Below are 16,898 nucleotides of genomic sequence, written 5' to 3' on the forward strand. Positions count from 1 at the left end.
GCTCAAGCCCCCGCCATCCACCGATCCGGCCGGGCCTCCCGCCGCCCCGTCCGCGACCGGTCCGCCTGCCCGTACAGCAGCTCCGCCGCCTCCGAGGCGTCCCGCAGCTGGGCCGTCACCGTATTGTTGGCGCCCGTCTCGATATGCACATGGGCCAGCCCTTTGGCGCGCATCCACGGCCCTTGCTCCATGCGTACGCTCTGGACCTTGCCGTGCGGAACGAGCGCGAGGCTGCGGCGCAGCAGCCCGTGCCGGGACGCGAAGACGGTGTCGGTGACGGCAAGTCCGTAACCCCGCCACCAGAGCGGCATGCACCAGCGAGCCCGGCGCGGCGGTCGCGACAGCGCGCCCGGCACCGTCACGCCCGGCAGCACCCGAGCGATCACCGACTCGGCGACCTCGCGCGGAGCGACCGGTACGAGCACGGAGTTGGACGAGCCCGCCACGTCCAGCTCGACCCGGACCCAGTCCCGTCGCCGCCAGAGCAGCGGTTCGACGATGCGGACGGTCTGTACGCGGCCGGGCGGCACCGTCTCGTGCGTACGGTCGAGGAGTCCGTGGTCGAGACGGAGCCCGTCCGGGGAGTCGCCCACGGTCCAGTCGTACTCGCCGACGAAGCGCCCCACACTGCTCGCGCCTGCCGCGCCGAGCAGCGGCAGTGCGACCGCGAGGACCGTCCACAGGCTGCCCGAGAGCCACCACACCAGCGGTGGTACGACGAGCGCGGCGACCAGGGACCCCCAGGTGGCGCCCGACAGCACCAGGGACACGGCGAGGACCCGGGCCGGTACGTGCAGCAACTGCCGGGCCGGTGCCTCGCCCACCTCGTGTGCCGTCTCGGGGGCGAAACCGGCGGCGCGGGCGAGGAGTTCGGCCCGTAGAACGCGGGCTTCGTCCTCGCCCAGGAAGGCGAGTTCGTCCTTCTTGTCGGTCCCTATGACGTCGAGTTTGAGTTTGGAGACGCCCGCGACGCGGGCCAGCAGCGGCTGGGTGACGTCGACGGCCTGGAGCCGGTCGAGCCGGATGTGCGCGGAGCGCCGGAACAACAGGCCCGTACGGATGCGCAGTTCGGTGTCGGTCACCGCGAAGTGGGTGAACCACCAGGTCAGAAAGCCGTACAGGGCGGCGGCCGGAATGACGACGGCGATCGCGATCAGCAGGGTGCCGGTCGTCAGCCGGGTCAGCTGCCGCTGTGTCTGGTCGGGGTCGTGCACCGCCCAGCCGGCGATCACGGCGATCGGCGCCCAGGCGCGGCGCAGTGGCGTCACGGGATGCAGCCGCCGCTCCGTCACGGGCTTCTCCTGGCGTACGTCGTGCTCGACGTCGCCGATGTCTGATGTCGTCACAGCCCCGCCGATCTGGCCTCGCCCAGCTCCGTGAGCCGGTCCCGCAGCCGTTCCGCCTCGGCCGGGTCGAGGCCCGGGATGCGCGCGTCCGTCGCCGCTGCGGCCGTATGCAGCTGCACGCTCGCCAGCCCGAAGTGCCGCTCTACGGGACCCGAGGTCACCTCGACCAGCTGCATGCGCCCGTACGGCACGACCGTCTCCTCACGCCACAGCACACCCCGGCTGATCAGCAGGTCGTCCGCGCGCTCCGCGTACCGCCAGGACCGCCAGTTGCGGCCCAGCATCGCCCAGCCCCACAGCAGCAGCGCCAGCGGCAGCAGCGCGAAGGCCGACCAGCCGGGCCCGACGAGCAGGCCGAGGGGCAGCCCCGTACCGAGCGTCAGCGGAACCAGCCAGACCACGAGCAGCAGCCGGCGCATCCGCAGCAGCCCCGGCGGCAGCCCGGTCCACACCGGCTCGGGCTCGGACTCGGTGCTCCTGGTGGTGCCCATGTTTCCCCTGCTCCCCGTCTCCATTCCGCAAGCGTACGTACGAGACACTGTTCCCATGACTCCCACGAAGGAGACCACGGTCGGCATCGGCGGCGCCGCGGAGAGCACCGACATGGTGCTCAACATCGGCCCCCAGCACCCGTCCACGCACGGTGTACTGCGCCTCAGGCTCGTGCTGGACGGCGAGCGGATCCAGCATGCGGAGCCGGTCATCGGCTATATGCATCGCGGCGCGGAGAAGCTCTTCGAGGCGCGCGACTACCGCCAGATCATCGTGCTCGCCAACCGCCACGACTGGCTCTCCGCCTTCTCGAACGAGCTGGGTGTCGTCCTCGCCGTGGAACGCATGCTCGGCATGGAGGTCCCGGCCCGCGCGGTGTGGATGCGCACGCTCCTCGCGGAGCTGAACCGCGTCCTGAACCATCTGATGTTCCTCGGTTCGTACCCGCTCGAGCTGGGCGGAATCACCCCGGTCTTCTACGCCTTCAGGGAGCGCGAGGAACTTCAGGCCGTCATGGAGGAGATCTCCGGCGGGCGCATGCACTACATGTTCAACCGCGTCGGCGGCCTCAAGGAGGACCTCCCCGCCGGATGGGCCGCACGCGCGCGTGCAGCCGTCGCGGACGTCCGCTCGCGCATGGACGTGTACGACAACCTGGTGCTCGGCAACGAGATCTTCCGCGGGCGCACGCGCGACGTGGGCCGGATGTCCCCGGAGACGGTGCACGCCTACGGGGTGAGCGGTCCCCTCGCCCGCGCCTCCGGCGTCGACTTCGATCTGCGCCGCGACGAGCCGTATCTGGCGTACGGGGAGCTGGGCGACGTCCTGAAGGTCGTCACGCGGCAGGAGGGCGACTGTCTGGCCCGGTTCGAGGTTCTCCTGGAGCAGACGCACAACTCCCTGGACCTCGCCGACGCCTGCCTGGACCGGCTCGCCGAGCTGCCGCCCGGTCCGGTCAACCAGCGGCTCCCGAAGGTCCTCAAGGCCCCTGAGGGCCACACGTACGCCTGGACCGAGAACCCGCTCGGCATCAACGGCTACTACCTCGTCAGCAAGGGCGACAAGACCCCGTACCGGCTGAAGCTGCGCTCGGCCTCGTACAACAACATCCAGGCCTTGGTGGAACTGCTGCCGGGGACGCTGGTCGCGGACATGGTGGCGATCCTGGGATCACTGTTCTTCGTGGTCGGGGACATCGACAAGTAGGGCTTCTCCGGTTCTCCGGTCTGTCCGTGCTCTCCGTAGAGGGCTGTTTTCGCCGGGCAGCGGATCTGGCATCGGCTCGGGCAGCGGGTTCGGAATCCCAACTGGCTGTACGAGCCAGCCGAAGTCGCCGAGTCCGCCGGGAGCCGTCAGCTCGGCGGCCTCACCGGCGCCGGCGAGGGCCCGTACGTACGCCATCGGGTCCGTGGAAGCCAGCGACAGCGGGGGCCGGCCGCCGCTCACGCCCAGGGCGTGCAGGGCGTCCCGCTGGGTCAGCAGCCGGGCTCCGGGCAGCGCGCACGCGTCCAGGGCCACATGCGCGGTGATGTCGCAGGACCCGTCCGGTACGGGCGCAGTCTCACGCCCCTCGCGGAAGCCGGTGAGCGTCCCGAAGGGCGGGCGGGCGTCCGCGCAGTGGGCGTAGTCGACGGCTACGGCGAGACCCCGGTCGAGGGTGGCCACGGCGGATGCCCAGGCGGCGTCCCTGGGGAGGCCGATTTCGGCACGCAGCCCTTCGGGATGCTGATTCGCTTCGTTTGCTTCGGGGCGCTGATTTTCAGGAAGCGGCCACCATCGCGCCAGCCACTCCGCGTCCGCCCCGGAGACCGGCTCCCCGAGGGACTCCGTGCCGTCCTCCCGTACGAGCACCAGTCGTGGCACTCCGTCCGCGTCCACCTCGGCCACGTCCAGGGGCACGTTGTCCAGCCATTCGTTCGCGAACAGCAGCCCGGTGACCCCCGCCGGAGGCTCTGCGCGCCACTCGATCCGGTGGTCGAGAGCGGCGGGCCGGTCGGCGCGTTCGACGGCGTACCCGCGCGCGCGGGAGGCCACTTCGGAGGGAAGGGTCTCCAGGACGCCGGTGACCAGTTCGCCGCGGCCCGCGCCCATGTCGACGAAGGCGAGCTCGGCGGGCCGGCCGAGCGCCTCGTCGACCCGGCACAGGAGCTGGGCCACGGCGCCCGCGAACAGCGGCGACGCGTGCACGGACGTGCGGAAATGACCCGCGGGCCCCTCAGGCCGCCGATAGAACCCCGAAGGCCCGTACAGCGCCTCCTCGGCGGCCTGCCGCCACCCGCGCCGGCCACCCGCCGCCTCGTGTGCGTCTTGTCTCATGGCTTGTCCCACGACGCCAGGCTAAGCGCGCTTTGGGCGCCGGGAATCAGCAGGTCTCCACCTTGGGGAGTACGTACGGTGGTCGCGGATCGACCCTCCGGTTGACCCCTGCACACTGCACCCTTCCCTACGCTGGGTTACGTGCAGCGCCTCTATGACTTCCTCCGCAGGCACCCGATGTGGGTCGACAGCTTCTGGGCCGTCCTCCTGCTCGGGATTTCTGTGCTGGGCGGATCGGTGACGGAGGAGGCCCAAGGGGCCGAACTTCCGGCCGTCACGTTTCCGATCATGATCCTCCTGAGCCTGGTGGTCGCGCTGCGCCGCCGTATGCCGGAGAAGATGCTGATCCTGGCGCTGCTGCTCGGCCTGGTGCAGCTGATCGCGGACACAGGGACGCTGCCCGCCAACTTCGCCTTCCTGGTGATCATTTACACGGTTGCGGCGGACGGCGCCCGCTGGGCCTCCCGGATCGCGCTGACCGCCGGCCTGTGCGCCGCTCCCGTCTCACAAATGCGCTGGCCGGCCGATCAGGGCGTCGGGAGCAGCATCGCCATAGTGGTCTTCCAGACCGTTCCGTTCGCGCTCGCCTGGGTGCTCGGCGACTCAGTCCGCACCCGCCGCGCCTACCTCTCGCAGCTGGAGGAGCGCGCCGACCGGCTGGAGAGGGAGCGCGAGGCGCAGTCCAAGGTCGCGGTCGCCGCCGAGCGGGCCCGGATCGCCCGTGAGCTGCACGACGTGGTCGCGCACAACGTGTCCGTGATGGTGGTGCAGGCGGACGGGGCCGCGTACGTCCTGGACACCGCCCCCGACCAGGCCAAGAAGGCCCTCGAGACCATCTCGGGAACGGGCCGTCAGGCCCTCGCCGAAATGCGCCGCCTGCTCGGCGTGCTGCGCACCGGCGAGCACCAGGAGAGCGGCGAATACGTCCCGCAGCCCGACGTCGACCAGCTCGACGACCTCATCGAGGAGGTCCGCACGGCCGGTCTCCCCGTCGACTACAAGATCGAGGGCACCCCGCGACCGCTGCCGAGCGGCGTCGAGCTCACCGCGTACCGCATCGTCCAGGAGGCGCTCACCAATACGCGCAAGCACGGGGGGCCCAACGTCGGCGCGAGCGTGCGCCTGGTCTACTTCGACGACGGCCTCGGGCTGCTCGTCGAGGACGACGGGAAGGGCGCCCCGCACGAGTTGTACGAGGACGGTGGCATCGACGGCAGGGGACACGGCCTGATCGGCATGCGGGAGCGCGTCGGTATGGTCGGCGGCACCCTGGACGCGGGGCCGCGCCCGGGCGGTGGCTTCCGGATCAGCGCCCTGCTCCCGCTCAAGCCCGCCAATTGACACGTGCACGCCCCACCGACCGCACGGCGAACCGACCGCCCACGCACAGCCCGCACCCGCACCGCCCGTCCATGAACCGACCGGAGGACCCAGGAATGCCGATCCGCGTGATGCTCGTCGACGACCAGGTGCTGCTGCGCACCGGGTTCCGGATGGTGCTCGCCGCCCAGCCGGACATGGAGGTCGTCGCGGAGGCTGGCGACGGTGTCGAGGCCCTCCAGGTGCTGCGTTCGACCACCGTGGACGTGGTCCTGATGGACGTACGTATGCCGAAGCTGGACGGCGTGGAGACGACCCGCCGTATCTGCTCGGAGCCCGATCCGCCGAAGGTGCTGATCCTGACCACCTTCGACCTCGACGAGTACGCCTTCTCCGGGCTGAAGGCGGGCGCCTCCGGCTTCATGCTCAAGGATGTGCCGCCCGGCGAACTCCTCGCCGCGATCCGCGCCGTGCACAGCGGCGACGCGGTGGTCGCGCCGTCCACGACCCGCCGCCTCCTCGACCGGTTCGCGCCGATGCTGCCGAGCGGCGGCAAGGAGCCCCAGCACAAGGAGCTGGAGCGGCTGACCGACCGGGAGCGCGAGGTGATGATCCTGGTCGCGCAGGGCCTGTCGAACGGCGAGATCGCCGCACGCCTGGTCCTCTCGGAGGCGACGGTCAAGACGCATGTGGGGCGCATCCTCACGAAGCTGGGCCTGCGGGACCGGGTGCAGGTCGTGGTCCTGGCATACGAGACGGGTCTTGTACGGGCCGGGGGACAGGGCTGAGCGGGCTCTCGCGGGCGTTCTGTGCGAACGTGACCGAGGCGTGACCGTCAGCCACTAAGGTCTCCGCATGCTCCTGTGGATCAACGGCCCCTTCGGGGGCGGCAAAACACAGACCGCACACGAGATCCAGCGCCGCCTGCCCGGCAGCGTCATCTGCGACCCGGAGCACATCGGCTTCGGGCTGCGCCGCACGCTGCCGCCCGAACTGCGCGGAAACTTCCAGGACTTGGTGTCCTGGCGACAGGGCGTCGTCGAGGTGCTCGACCTCGCCCTCACCAAGCACGACGGCGTGGTGATCGCCCCCATGACCGTCACGGACTTCAGCTACTTCGACGAGACCGTCGGGCGACTGCGCGAAAAGGGCCACGACGTACGGCACTTCTCGCTCCTCGCCCAGCGCGAGACCGTCCTGAAGCGGCTCCGCGAGCGCGGCTTCGGCCACCTCCTCCAGTACGTCGCCGGCAAGGGCGCCCCCTTGCGCAGGGAGAGTTGGGCGGTGGAGCAGCTCGACCACTGCCTGGAGAGGCTGCGCGAGCCGGAGTTCGCCGAGCACCTGTGGACGGACGACACGACGGTCCCCAAGACCGCCGACCGGATCGCCGTACTGGCCGGGCTGACCCTCAAGCCGAACAAGGAGGGCGCGTTCCGGACGCGGCTGCGGCAGATACGGGTCGGGGTCAAGCACATCCGGTTCGACTGACGGGTCCTGCTCCCGTGACGCACCCGCTCCGGCTGTTCAGGCTCCTCAGCCGGGCAGCCGCGCCACGAAGTCGGCTACGGCCTTCCTGACGTCCTCCGCGGTCCACTCCAGGCCCGCCTCGGCCACCGTCACCTCCGTGACCGACAGCCCCGGCACCCTGTCCGGGAACCAACGACGGAACAGTGCCGTCTTGGTCTCCTCCGCCTGCCGTACGACGGCCTCGTTGAGCTTCTCGTGGTCGTACGCCAGCCACACCCGGAACTCATGCGTGTGCGGCTCCTCGGGGTGGACGCGACTCCAGGGGACGCCCGCCGCCGTGAAGCCCTCACGCAGCGCCGCGGCGACCACGCGCGCGTGGGCCACGTATTCCGGCAGCCGGGGCAGCTCCTTCTCCAGGCCGATCAGCGCCGAAAGGGCCGTCGGGAACTGCTGGAAGACCTGGCCGCCGTACCGGTGCCGCCAGGCCTTCGCCTCGTCCACGAGGGTCCGCGGGCCCGCGAGCGCCGCGCCGCCCAGCCCTCCCAGGGACTTGTAGAACGACACGTACACGCTGTCCGCGAGGCCTGCGATCTCCTCCAGGGAGCGCCCGAAATGCGGGGTGCACTCCCACAGACGCGCCCCGTCGAAGTGGACCACCGCATCGCGCTCCCGAGCCGCGTCCACCAGCTCGGAGAGCTCCTCCCAGGAGGGCAGCATGAAACCGGCGTCCCGGAGAGGCAGTTCGAGCATCAAGGCCCCGAAGGGCTCCTCGAAGTCCCGTATTTCCTCGGCGGTCGGCAGCCGGGGCTCGTACGTCAGATGGACGGTCCGCAGACCGCTCACGGCGGAGAAGGCGTCGCGCTCGTGCACCTCGGGGTGGGCGAGCGGATGCAGGGCCACTACGGGGTTGCCGGTACGGCCCGCCCAGCAGCGCAACGCGACCTGCTGAGCCATGGTTCCGGTGGGGAAGAAGGCGGCGGCCTCCTTGCCGAGGAGGCCCGCGACCCGCTTCTCCACGGTCTCGACGATCCCGTCGCCGAACACGTCCACCGGCTGGTCCAGGTCGTACACCTGGGGTGCCGCCTCCATGAGCCGCGCCAGCCGCTCGCCGACCGTGGCGTGGAAACCGGGCCGCCACAGTGTGCGTTCGGCTCCTCGCACGGCAGCCCAGCGCTGCGCCTGCTGCTGCTCGGCCGACTGTGCCGGGCCCTCTTGCGCCGACTCTGCCTCGCGCTGCTCCGCCGTATCGCTCATCCCTGGATCATGCCGGGCCTGTTGTAGGTCGGGCACGTGGATTTCCCACAATTTCCCACAGCCTGTGGACAACAAAACGGGCCCGGAACGGATCGCGTTAACATGACGAGAAATCGTCCGGTACCCCGAGCGGACTGGAACGGAAGGCCGCCGTCGAGTGAGTACAGTCCCACAACCAGACCCCAAGGACCGCCCCGCGCGGCTCACCGTCGGCGTCGTCGGTGCCGGCCGCGTGGGGCCCGCTCTTGCCGCGTCGCTGCAGCTCGCCGGGCATCGGCCGGTGGCCGTCTCCGGAGTCTCCGACGCCTCCGTACGGCGTGCGGCCCAGCTCCTGCCCGACGTACCGCTGGTGACGCCCGCACAGGTCATGGAGCGGGCCGAGCTCGTGCTGCTGACGGTCCCGGACGATGCCCTGCCGGGGCTGGTGGAGGGGCTCGCCGAGACGGGGGCGGTACGGCCGGGGCAGCTGCTCGTGCACACCTCCGGGCGGTACGGCGCGAAGGTGCTGGACCCCGCGCTGCGGGCCGGTGCGCTGCCGTTGGCGCTGCATCCTGCGATGACGTTCACCGGCACTCCTGTGGACGTGCAGCGGCTTGCCGGGTGCTCTTTCGGGGTCACCGCGCCCGAGGAGCTGCGGCTGGCCGCCGAGGCGCTGGTCATCGAGATGGGCGGCGAGCCCGAGTGGATCGCCGAGGCCGCCCGGCCGCTCTACCACGCCGCCCTCGCGCTCGGCGCCAACCACCTGGTGACCCTTGTCGCCGAGTCGATGGAGCTGCTGCGTACGGCGGGCGTGGAGGCCCCCGACCGGATGCTGGGCCCGCTGCTCGGCGCGGCGCTGGACAATGCCCTCCGGTCGGGCGACGCGGCCCTCACCGGACCCGTCGCGCGCGGTGACGCGGGCACGGTCGCCGCGCACATCACGGAGTTGCGCAAGCACGCGCCGGGGGCCGTGGCCGGCTATCTGGCGATGGCCCGCGCGACCGCCGACCGGGCCCTCGCCCACGGATTGCTGAAGCCGGAGCTCGCAGAGGACCTTCTCGGGGTACTGGCAGACGGGACCGACGGCACCGAGGGAGACGCCCGATGACCAACGCCCTGCTGCGCACCGCCGACGAGCTCCACGCGCGCGTGCGCACCGGCCGCCGTGCCGTCGTGATGACCATGGGCGCCCTGCACGAGGGCCACGCGACCCTGATCCGCACCGCCCGCGGCATCGCGGGCGGCGACGGAGACGTCGTCGTCACGGTCTTCGTGAACCCCCTCCAGTTCGGCGCGGGCGAGGACCTCGACCGCTATCCGCGCACCTTGGACGCCGACGTGAAGATCGCCGAACAGGCGGGCGCGGACGTCGTGTTCGCCCCCTCCGTGGACGAGGTCTACCCGGGTGGCGAGCCCCAGGTCCGTATCAGCGCGGGCCCCATGGGCGAGCGCTTGGAGGGTGCCGCACGGCCCGGGCACTTCGACGGCATGCTCACCGTCGTCGCCAAGCTGCTGCACCTCACCCGGCCCGATGTGGCGCTGTACGGGCAGAAGGACGCCCAGCAGCTCGCCCTGATCCGCCGCATGGTGCGCGATCTGAACTTCGGGGTGGAGATCGTCGGCGTGCCGACGGTGCGCGAGGAGGACGGCCTCGCCCTGTCCAGCCGTAACCGCTACCTCTCGGCCGCCGAGCGCCGCACCGCGCTCGCCCTCTCCCAGGCCCTGTTCGCGGGCAGCGACCGGCACGCCGCACAGGAGGCCCTACGCGCGCGTGCCCGCGAAGTGCCCACCACGCGCGCGCGTGCCGAGGCCCTCAGCGCGCTCGGTGAGTCCCGCGCCGCGGCCGACGCGCACGCCGTCGCCAAAGCGGTGCCGGGCGGCCCCGCCGCGGTCCGCGCCGCCGCCCGCCTCGTCCTCGACGACGCCGCCCGGATGCACCCCCCGCTCGCCCTGGACTACTTGGCGCTGGTCGATCCGTCCGACTTCACCGAGATCCCGGACGACTACACCGGCGAGGCGATCCTCGCCGTCGCCGCCAGGGTCGGGACGACCCGGCTGATCGACAACATTCCGCTGACCTTCGGAGCCGCCTCGTGACCAGCACAGGCATACGTCTGCACGCCCCGGCCCCAGGCTGGTTCATCGCCGCTGACGTAGTGGTCGTCGGCTCCGGCGTCGCCGGACTCACCGCGGCCCTGCGCTGCGACGCGGCCGGGCTGCGGACCGTCGTCGTCACCAAGGCCATGCTCGACGACGGCTCCACGCGCTGGGCGCAGGGCGGCATCGCGGCGGCTCTCGGCGAGGGCGACACCCCCGAGCAGCACCTCGGCGACACGCTGGTGGCGGGCGCGGGCCTGTGCGACGAGCAGGCCGTACGTCTCCTCGTCACCGAGGGCCCCGACGCCGTACGCCGCCTGATCGCGACCGGCGCGCACTTCGACGAGTCCGAGCAGGGCGACCTGGAGCTCACCCGCGAGGGCGGCCACCACCGCCGCCGTATCGCGCACGCGGGCGGCGACGCGACGGGCGCCGAGATCTCCCGGGCCCTTGTCGAGGCGGTACGCGCGCGTGGGCTGCGTACGATCGAGAACGCCCTGGTCCTGGACGTGCTGACGGACGCCGACGGCCGCACAGCCGGCGTCACGCTGCATGTCATGGGAGAGGGCCAGCACGACGGCGTGGGAGCCGTGCACGCGCCCGCCGTGGTCCTCGCCACCGGCGGCATGGGCCAGGTCTTCTCGGCGACCACCAACCCCTCCGTGTCCACCGGGGACGGCGTCGCGCTTGCCCTGCGCGCCGGGGCCGAAGTCAGCGACCTGGAGTTCGTGCAGTTCCACCCCACGGTGCTCTTCCTCGGCCCGGACGCCGAGGGCCAGCAGCCGCTGGTCTCCGAGGCGGTACGGGGCGAGGGCGCCCACCTCGTCGACGCGGACGGCGTGCGCTTCATGGTCGGCCAGCACGAGTTGGCCGAACTCGCTCCCCGGGACATCGTCGCCAAGGGCATCATGCGCCGCATGCAGGAGCAGGGCGCCGAGCACATGTACCTGGACGCCCGGCACTTCGGCGCCGACATGTGGGAGCACCGCTTCCCCACGATCCTCGCCGCCTGCCGCGCCCACGGCATCGACCCGGTCACCGAACCCGTCCCGGTCGCCCCGGCCGCCCACTACGCCTCCGGAGGCGTCCGCACGGACTCCCAGGGCCGTACGACCGTCCCCGGCCTGTACGCGTGCGGGGAGGTCGCCTGCACGGGCGTGCACGGCGCCAACCGGCTCGCCTCCAACTCCCTCCTGGAGGGCCTGGTCTACGCCGAGCGCATCGCGGCCGACATCGCCACCCGCCGCGAGGAAAACCGCCTCTACGCGCGCGTGCCCGCGCCGGTCGCCTACCCGGAGCAGCCCGTCCACCCGCTCCTCGACCCTGAGGCCCGGTTCGCGATCCAGCGGGTCATGAGCGACGGCGCCGGGGTGCTGCGCTCCGCCGAGTCCCTGGAACGGGCGGCCGACCGCCTCGAGCAACTGCACTCCGACGCCCGCGACGCACTCGCCGAGAACGGCAAGACCGCCGAACCCGGCGTCGACACCTGGGAGTCCACCAACCTCCTGTGCGTGGCCCGCGTCCTGGTCGCCGCCGCCCGCCTGCGCAAGGAGACCCGAGGCTGCCACTGGCGCGAGGACCACGCCGACCGCGACGACAACAACTGGTCCCGCCACATCGTCGTACGGCTGAATCCGGACCGAACCCTCGCCGTACACACCACCGACACAGCAGACTTCCCCCCGACACGGCAGCCCCGGCCGACCCGCACTCCCCAGGAGCAGTGACAGCAGTGAGCAGCACCCCCGATCTTTCCCTCCTCTCCAGCGGTGGCTGCGGCGACGGCTGCGGCTGTGGTGCCGCAGGTGCCGAAGACGAGTACGACACGGACCCCATGGAGTGCGGCCTCGACCCGGCCCTCGCGGCACTCCTCGCCGACGCCGGGCTCGACCCCGTCGAGGTGGAGGACATCGCGCACCTGGCCATCGACGAGGACCTCGACCACGGCGTGGACGTCACCACGGTCGCGACGATCCCCGAAGAGGCCGTCTCCACCGCCGACTTCACCGCCCGTGAGGCGGGCGTCGTGGCGGGCCTCAGGATCGCCGAGGCGGTCGTCTCGGTGGTCTGCACGGACGAGTTCGAGGTCGAGCGCCATGTCGACGACGGCGACCGCGTGGCGGCAGGCCAGAAGCTCCTGAGCATCACCAGCCGCACCCGCGACCTCCTGACGGCCGAGCGAAGCGCCCTGAACCTCCTGTGCCGCCTCTCCGGCATCGCGACCGCCACGCGCGCGTGGGCGGACGTTCTGGAGGGCACGAAGGCGCGGGTGCGCGACACCCGCAAGACGACGCCAGGGCTGCGCTCCCTGGAGAAGTTCGCGGTGCGCTGCGGCGGCGGCGTCAACCACCGCATGTCCCTCTCGGACGCGGCCCTGGTCAAGGACAACCACGTGGTCGCCGCGGGCGGCGTGGCCCAGGCCTTCAAGGCTGTACGGGAGACGTTCCCGGACGTACCGATCGAGGTCGAGGTCGACACCCTGGACCAGCTCCGCGAGGTCCTGGACGCGGGCGCCGACCTGATCCTCCTGGACAACTTCACGCCCAGCCAGTGCGAGGAGGCCGTCGCCCTCGTCGACGGCCGCGCGTACCTGGAAGCCTCGGGCCGCCTCACCCTGGACAACGCGGCCGCGTACGCGCGTACCGGCGTCGACTACCTCGCCGTGGGCGCCCTCACCCACTCCTCGCCGATCCTCGACATCGGCCTCGACCTGCGAGCGGCGGAGTAGGTACGGGTCATGCTGCTGACCATCGACGTGGGCAACACCCACACCGTCCTCGGCCTCTTCGACGGCGACGACATCGTCGAGCACTGGCGCATCTCGACGGACGCGCGCCGCACGGCCGACGAGCTGGCCGTGCTGTTGCAGGGCCTCATGGGCATGCACCCGCTCCTCGGCGACGAACTGGGCGACGGCATCGACGGCATCGCCATCTGCGCCACCGTCCCCTCCGTCCTGCACGAGCTCCGCGAAGTCACCCGCCGCTACTACGGCGACGTCCCCGCCATCCTCGTCGAACCGGGCGTGAAGACCGGCGTACCGATCCTGATGGACAACCCCAAGGAGGTCGGCGCGGACCGCATCATCAACGCGGTCGCCGCCGTCGAGCTCTACGGCGGCCCCGCGATCGTCGTCGACTTCGGCACGGCGACGACCTTCGACGCGGTCAGTGCGCGCGGGGAGTACGTCGGCGGGGTCATCGCCCCCGGCATCGAGATCTCGGTCGAGGCACTCGGCGTACGGGGCGCTCAGCTCCGCAAGATCGAGGTGGCGCGCCCGCGGAGCGTGATCGGCAAGAACACGGTCGAGGCGATGCAGTCGGGCATCATCTACGGTTTCGCCGGCCAGGTCGACGGCGTCGTGAACCGGGTCGCCCGCGAACTAGCCACCGACCCGGACGACGTCACGGTCATCGCAACGGGCGGACTCGCGCCGATGGTCCTGGGCGAGTCCTCGGTAATCGACGAACACGAGCCGTGGCTGACATTGATCGGGCTAAGGCTGGTTTACGAACGGAACGTCTCGCGTTCGTGAGCTGAGTTCCCCCGGGTGGTGCGGCTGTGGCTGAGGGCTCCGGAAGCGCCCCGTAGGGGCGCGGGGCTGTGTCGATTTGCGGCTCCGCCGCGCGGGCGCGACAAGCCACAACGCACTCGCAGCCGCGACACGAGGTGTTCTCCGCCCCCTGGCGAGGGGCCTGGGGGCGCAGCCCCCACGCGGCGGAGCCGCAAATTGTTACAGCCGGGAAGGGGCGGGGCTGGGGAAAAGAACACTCCGCTGACAGCCCCGCACCTGACAATGAACCCAACCGCCCGAGGCGAGCCGTTCCATGAAGGTTGTCTGATTAGTGCGTATCGTCGGCCTCATGGCTACCCCTTACGCCCGCACGCGCGCGCGTGCCGCCGCCGAGGACCCCGAGAAGAAGCCGGCGAAGAAGCCCGCCTCTCAGCCCGCGCCGTCGCCGTCGCCGTCGCCGAAGCCGAAAACCGAGCCGCAGCGCACCCCCAAGCCGGCGCAGCCGCACCGCCCCATCCCCACCCCGGGCGAAGTCTTCCCGCCCAGACGCAAGCCCCCCACACCACCCGGCAAGCCCCCGCAGCAGCTGGCAACCACACCCTGGCTACTCTGAAAGGCATGGACTACGTCTCCGCGCTCGTGCCCCCGGTAGTGATGGCTGTGTTCTTCACCGCGCTGATCGTGACGATCGTGAAGACCCAGGGCGGCGCCAACAAGGCCAAGGAAGACGCGGTCGTCGACGCCGCCCTCGCGCGTGCCGAGAACACCCGCCAGGCTTCCGGCGACCGTGATCGAAACGCCGACGCCTGAACTCGTACGCCCCTTTCGTTGACAACTATCCATCAAAGCCATGTTTGTAATGCTTTGAGTGGAATGTCCCACTAGGGTCAGAGCTGTGCCTCGCCCCTTGGGAGAACTCGAAGACGCGGTCATGTCGCGGGTGTGGAAGTGGAACCGCCCGGTGACCGTTCGGGAAGTCCTGGAAGATCTTCAGCAGGAACGGTCCATCGCCTACACCACGGTGATGACCGTTTTGGACAATCTCCATCAGAAGGGCTGGGTGCGCCGCGAAGCGGAAGGCCGGGCCTATCGATATGAGGCGGTCTCCACCCGCGCCGCCTACGCGGCCGCCCTGATGAACGAGGCCTGGTCGCGGAGCGACAACCCGGCCGCCGCTCTCGTCGCCTTCTTCGGCATGATGTCGCCGGAACAGCGCGCGGCACTGCGTGACGCCCTCCGCATCGTGGAAGGCCCGGAAACGACGAGCGGCGAAACGACGACCGGCGAAAGCGAGAACCCCGCCGCCCCCGAGGGCGACTCCGGGCGATAACGTCCGGTCATGCCAGCAGAGCAGTCCGAAGTCGCCACCCGTAATGCCGTCACTGTCCGCCGGGCCAGGACCAGCGATGTCCCCGCCGTACGCCGACTCCTTGACGCCTACGTCCGCGGCGGCATCCTGCTCGACAAAGCCACGGTCACGCTTTACGAGGACATCCAGGAGTTCTGGGTCGCAGAACGTGATGCCGGTGCAAGTGCCGAGGTGGTCGGCTGCGGTGCACTGCACGTGATGTGGGAAGACCTCGCGGAAGTCCGTACTCTCGCCGTGGATCCCGCGCTCAAGGGCGCCGGCGTCGGACATCAGTTGCTGGGGAAGTTGGTGGAGACCGCCCGCTGGCTCGGCGTTCGCCGGGTATTCTGCCTGACCTTCGAAGTCGACTTCTTCGCGAAGCACGGCTTCGTGGAGATCGGTGAGACTCCCGTTGACCCCGAGGTCTACGCCGAGCTACTGCGTTCCTATGACGAGGGCGTCGCAGAGTTCCTCGGTCTCGAACGAGTGAAACCGAACACCTTGGGCAACAGCCGGATGCTTCTGCATCTGTGATCGTCCACTTCGAATACGCCCGGCACCCCTTGCCCGGGGGCCCTATGTCCGAAACGCGTACGTTTTCGGTCTTCTCAGGTCGGGTCGGTCTCTCCCGGTCTCTCCCAGGGGTTTGTGTTTTTCCAGCAAAAGCGGTTTGCTTTCGGACGTACTGCAGTAGTGCATATAACAGGGGGCATGAATCAGCGGCATCCGCCGCGGACCCTCGGCCCTGAAGTTATCGATGAAAGGAAATCCGGTGGCACAGAAGGTTCAGGTCCTTCTTGTCGATGACCTCGACGGCGGCGAGGCGGACGAGACCGTGACGTTCGCTCTGGACGGCAAGACGTACGAGATCGATCTCACCACCAGCAATGCGGACAAGCTCCGCGGCCTTCTCGACCCGTACGTGAAGAGCGGTCGTCGTACCGGAGGCCGCGCTTCCGGGGGGCGTGGCAAGGCGCGCGCCGCTTCCGGTGGGAGTCAGGACACCGCGCAGATCCGTGCTTGGGCGAAGGAGAACGGTTACGAGGTCAATGACCGTGGCCGTGTTCCGGCGTCCATTCGCGAGGCTTACGAGAAGGCCAACGCCTGAGTTCGGGCTTGCCGAAGGCGGATCCGGTGGCACTGCGTTGCCATCGTGTCCACAAGCCGTACGAGATCGGGGGCGCCCCCACCGCCCCCGCCGAGCGCCGACAGTGTCGGCAACGCAGGCTCCACCTCGCAGTCCGGCTCTGGGGGCCGCAGCCAGACGGCGGCCCCCTGCGAGCCGTCCACCGCGCTGCCCCGCGCGTTCCCTGTATGCCGTGGCAGCGGCGCCTCGATGCGCCCGTCCGCGCCGATCGCCCTGAGATCCAGCGCGAGAGACCCCCACTCCAGCCAGTCGAGCAGCCCCGGCAGCTCGTCCGCGCTTCCCGCGGCCACCAGAAGCAGCATCCGGTCCGCCTGTACGGCCACCGGAGAGCCGGGGCCCAGATGCCGAAGCGCCGCGTGACCCGCCTCCGCGGGCACCTCCAGGACGTCGAAGCGCAGGCCCGTCAGCAGCTCGACGGGAGGTCCGGGCACTGTCGCCCAGCCCAGTTCGTTCTCGTACCAATGGCGCACCTGGTCGTCGGTGTCCAGAGGGCGGCGAGGGAGAGGAACGGTGGGGCCCATGCCAGGAGCAACCGTCAAAATAGGCTTCGAGTTACGTTGGGTGTTCGGATGTGCACGTCGAGTGCAGGAAACGGGGGCGTGTGGAAGCGCTCGGCGG

At 70.6% G+C, this 16,898-nt stretch carries 19 protein-coding genes; 14 read left to right on the forward strand and 5 right to left on the reverse strand.

The window, feature by feature from the left end; all coding sequences use genetic code 11:
* Positions 1-2: 2 nt before the first annotated feature.
* Entirely contained in the window at positions 3-1,346 is a 1,344-nt protein-coding gene (locus ACQEVY_RS26725; RefSeq protein ID WP_432951970.1) for a PH domain-containing protein, read from the reverse strand.
* Complete coding sequence (locus tag ACQEVY_RS26730; protein WP_432951971.1) at positions 1,343-1,861, reverse strand: PH domain-containing protein; 519 nt, start codon at positions 1,859-1,861, stop codon at positions 1,343-1,345. Before ACQEVY_RS26730 ends, ACQEVY_RS26725 begins: the two co-directional genes overlap by 4 nt.
* Positions 1,862-1,892: 31 nt before the next feature.
* Between ACQEVY_RS26730 and ACQEVY_RS26735 the strand changes: the two genes are divergently transcribed.
* Positions 1,893-3,044 (forward strand): NADH-quinone oxidoreductase subunit D, encoded by a 1,152-nt coding sequence (locus ACQEVY_RS26735; protein ID WP_432951972.1) that lies wholly within the window; start codon positions 1,893-1,895, stop codon positions 3,042-3,044.
* On the opposite strand, the gene ACQEVY_RS26740 is transcribed toward ACQEVY_RS26735, so the two are convergent.
* Positions 3,009-4,154 carry an SAM-dependent methyltransferase gene (locus tag ACQEVY_RS26740; protein ID WP_432951973.1) on the reverse strand — a complete coding sequence of 382 codons (1,146 nt, stop codon included), beginning with the start codon at positions 4,152-4,154 and terminating at the stop codon, positions 3,009-3,011. The two genes, ACQEVY_RS26735 and ACQEVY_RS26740, sit on opposite strands and share 36 nt — an antisense overlap.
* Before the next feature lie 141 nt (positions 4,155-4,295).
* Between ACQEVY_RS26740 and ACQEVY_RS26745 the strand changes: the two genes are divergently transcribed.
* The 3 genes from ACQEVY_RS26745 (at position 4,296) to ACQEVY_RS26755 (ending at position 6,962) form a co-directional block, all read left to right on the forward strand.
* Positions 4,296-5,495, forward strand: a complete 1,200-nt coding sequence (locus ACQEVY_RS26745) for a sensor histidine kinase (RefSeq protein ID WP_432951974.1) — start codon at positions 4,296-4,298, stop codon at positions 5,493-5,495.
* 95 nt (positions 5,496-5,590) lie between these two features.
* On the forward strand, positions 5,591-6,262 hold the full coding sequence (locus ACQEVY_RS26750; protein ID WP_432951975.1) for a response regulator: 672 nt from the start codon (positions 5,591-5,593) through the stop codon (positions 6,260-6,262).
* A gap of 67 nt (positions 6,263-6,329) precedes the next feature.
* Positions 6,330-6,962: an AAA family ATPase gene (locus ACQEVY_RS26755; RefSeq protein WP_432951976.1), complete on the forward strand. Its 633-nt coding sequence runs from the start codon at positions 6,330-6,332 to the stop codon at positions 6,960-6,962.
* Positions 6,963-7,007: 45 nt separating this feature from the next.
* On the opposite strand, the gene ACQEVY_RS26760 is transcribed toward ACQEVY_RS26755, so the two are convergent.
* The gene (locus tag ACQEVY_RS26760) at positions 7,008-8,195 is read right to left on the reverse strand and encodes a threonine aldolase family protein (protein WP_432951977.1); all 1,188 of its coding nucleotides are present in this window, start codon (positions 8,193-8,195) and stop codon (positions 7,008-7,010) included.
* Between the two features lie 157 nt (positions 8,196-8,352).
* On the opposite strand from ACQEVY_RS26760, the gene ACQEVY_RS26765 reads away from it, so the two are divergent.
* The 10 genes from ACQEVY_RS26765 to ACQEVY_RS26810 all read left to right on the forward strand — a co-directional run bounded on the left by ACQEVY_RS26765 (position 8,353) and on the right by ACQEVY_RS26810 (position 16,241).
* Positions 8,353-9,282 carry a Rossmann-like and DUF2520 domain-containing protein gene (locus ACQEVY_RS26765; RefSeq protein WP_432951978.1) on the forward strand — a complete coding sequence of 310 codons (930 nt, stop codon included), beginning with the start codon at positions 8,353-8,355 and terminating at the stop codon, positions 9,280-9,282.
* Positions 9,279-10,271, forward strand: coding sequence for a pantoate--beta-alanine ligase (gene panC / locus ACQEVY_RS26770; protein WP_432951979.1), 993 nt, complete (start codon positions 9,279-9,281; stop codon positions 10,269-10,271). The genes ACQEVY_RS26765 and panC overlap by 4 nt, the downstream gene beginning before the upstream one ends.
* Complete coding sequence (locus ACQEVY_RS26775; protein WP_432951980.1) at positions 10,268-11,998, forward strand: L-aspartate oxidase; 1,731 nt, start codon at positions 10,268-10,270, stop codon at positions 11,996-11,998. The genes panC and ACQEVY_RS26775 overlap by 4 nt, the downstream gene beginning before the upstream one ends.
* Positions 11,995-12,999, forward strand: coding sequence for a carboxylating nicotinate-nucleotide diphosphorylase (gene nadC, locus ACQEVY_RS26780; RefSeq protein ID WP_432951981.1), 1,005 nt, complete (start codon positions 11,995-11,997; stop codon positions 12,997-12,999). Before ACQEVY_RS26775 ends, nadC begins: the two co-directional genes overlap by 4 nt.
* A gap of 9 nt (positions 13,000-13,008) precedes the next feature.
* Positions 13,009-13,806 (forward strand): type III pantothenate kinase, encoded by a 798-nt coding sequence (locus ACQEVY_RS26785; protein ID WP_328770814.1) that lies wholly within the window; start codon positions 13,009-13,011, stop codon positions 13,804-13,806.
* A gap of 328 nt (positions 13,807-14,134) precedes the next feature.
* Complete coding sequence (locus ACQEVY_RS26790; protein WP_432951982.1) at positions 14,135-14,398, forward strand: hypothetical protein; 264 nt, start codon at positions 14,135-14,137, stop codon at positions 14,396-14,398.
* A gap of 5 nt (positions 14,399-14,403) precedes the next feature.
* Complete coding sequence (locus ACQEVY_RS26795) at positions 14,404-14,595, forward strand: hypothetical protein (protein ID WP_328770816.1); 192 nt, start codon at positions 14,404-14,406, stop codon at positions 14,593-14,595.
* Between the two features lie 85 nt (positions 14,596-14,680).
* Positions 14,681-15,115: a BlaI/MecI/CopY family transcriptional regulator gene (locus ACQEVY_RS26800; protein ID WP_432951983.1), complete on the forward strand. Its 435-nt coding sequence runs from the start codon at positions 14,681-14,683 to the stop codon at positions 15,113-15,115.
* 9 nt (positions 15,116-15,124) lie between these two features.
* Positions 15,125-15,667: an amino-acid N-acetyltransferase gene (locus tag ACQEVY_RS26805; protein WP_328770818.1), complete on the forward strand. Its 543-nt coding sequence runs from the start codon at positions 15,125-15,127 to the stop codon at positions 15,665-15,667.
* Positions 15,668-15,905: 238 nt separating this feature from the next.
* The gene (locus ACQEVY_RS26810) at positions 15,906-16,241 is read left to right on the forward strand and encodes a histone-like nucleoid-structuring protein Lsr2 (protein ID WP_165338609.1); all 336 of its coding nucleotides are present in this window, start codon (positions 15,906-15,908) and stop codon (positions 16,239-16,241) included.
* Here the strand turns inward: ACQEVY_RS26810 and ACQEVY_RS26815 are convergent.
* A complete protein-coding gene (locus tag ACQEVY_RS26815) occupies positions 16,220-16,801 on the reverse strand; it encodes an SCO3374 family protein (RefSeq protein ID WP_432951984.1) in 582 nt (193 codons plus the stop codon). The genes ACQEVY_RS26810 and ACQEVY_RS26815 overlap by 22 nt on opposite strands.
* Between the last annotated feature and the right edge of the window lie 97 nt (positions 16,802-16,898).

This window comes from Streptomyces sp. CA-288835 (genome assembly GCF_050936385.1).
Taxonomy (GTDB): Bacteria; Actinomycetota; Actinomycetes; order Streptomycetales; family Streptomycetaceae; genus Streptomyces.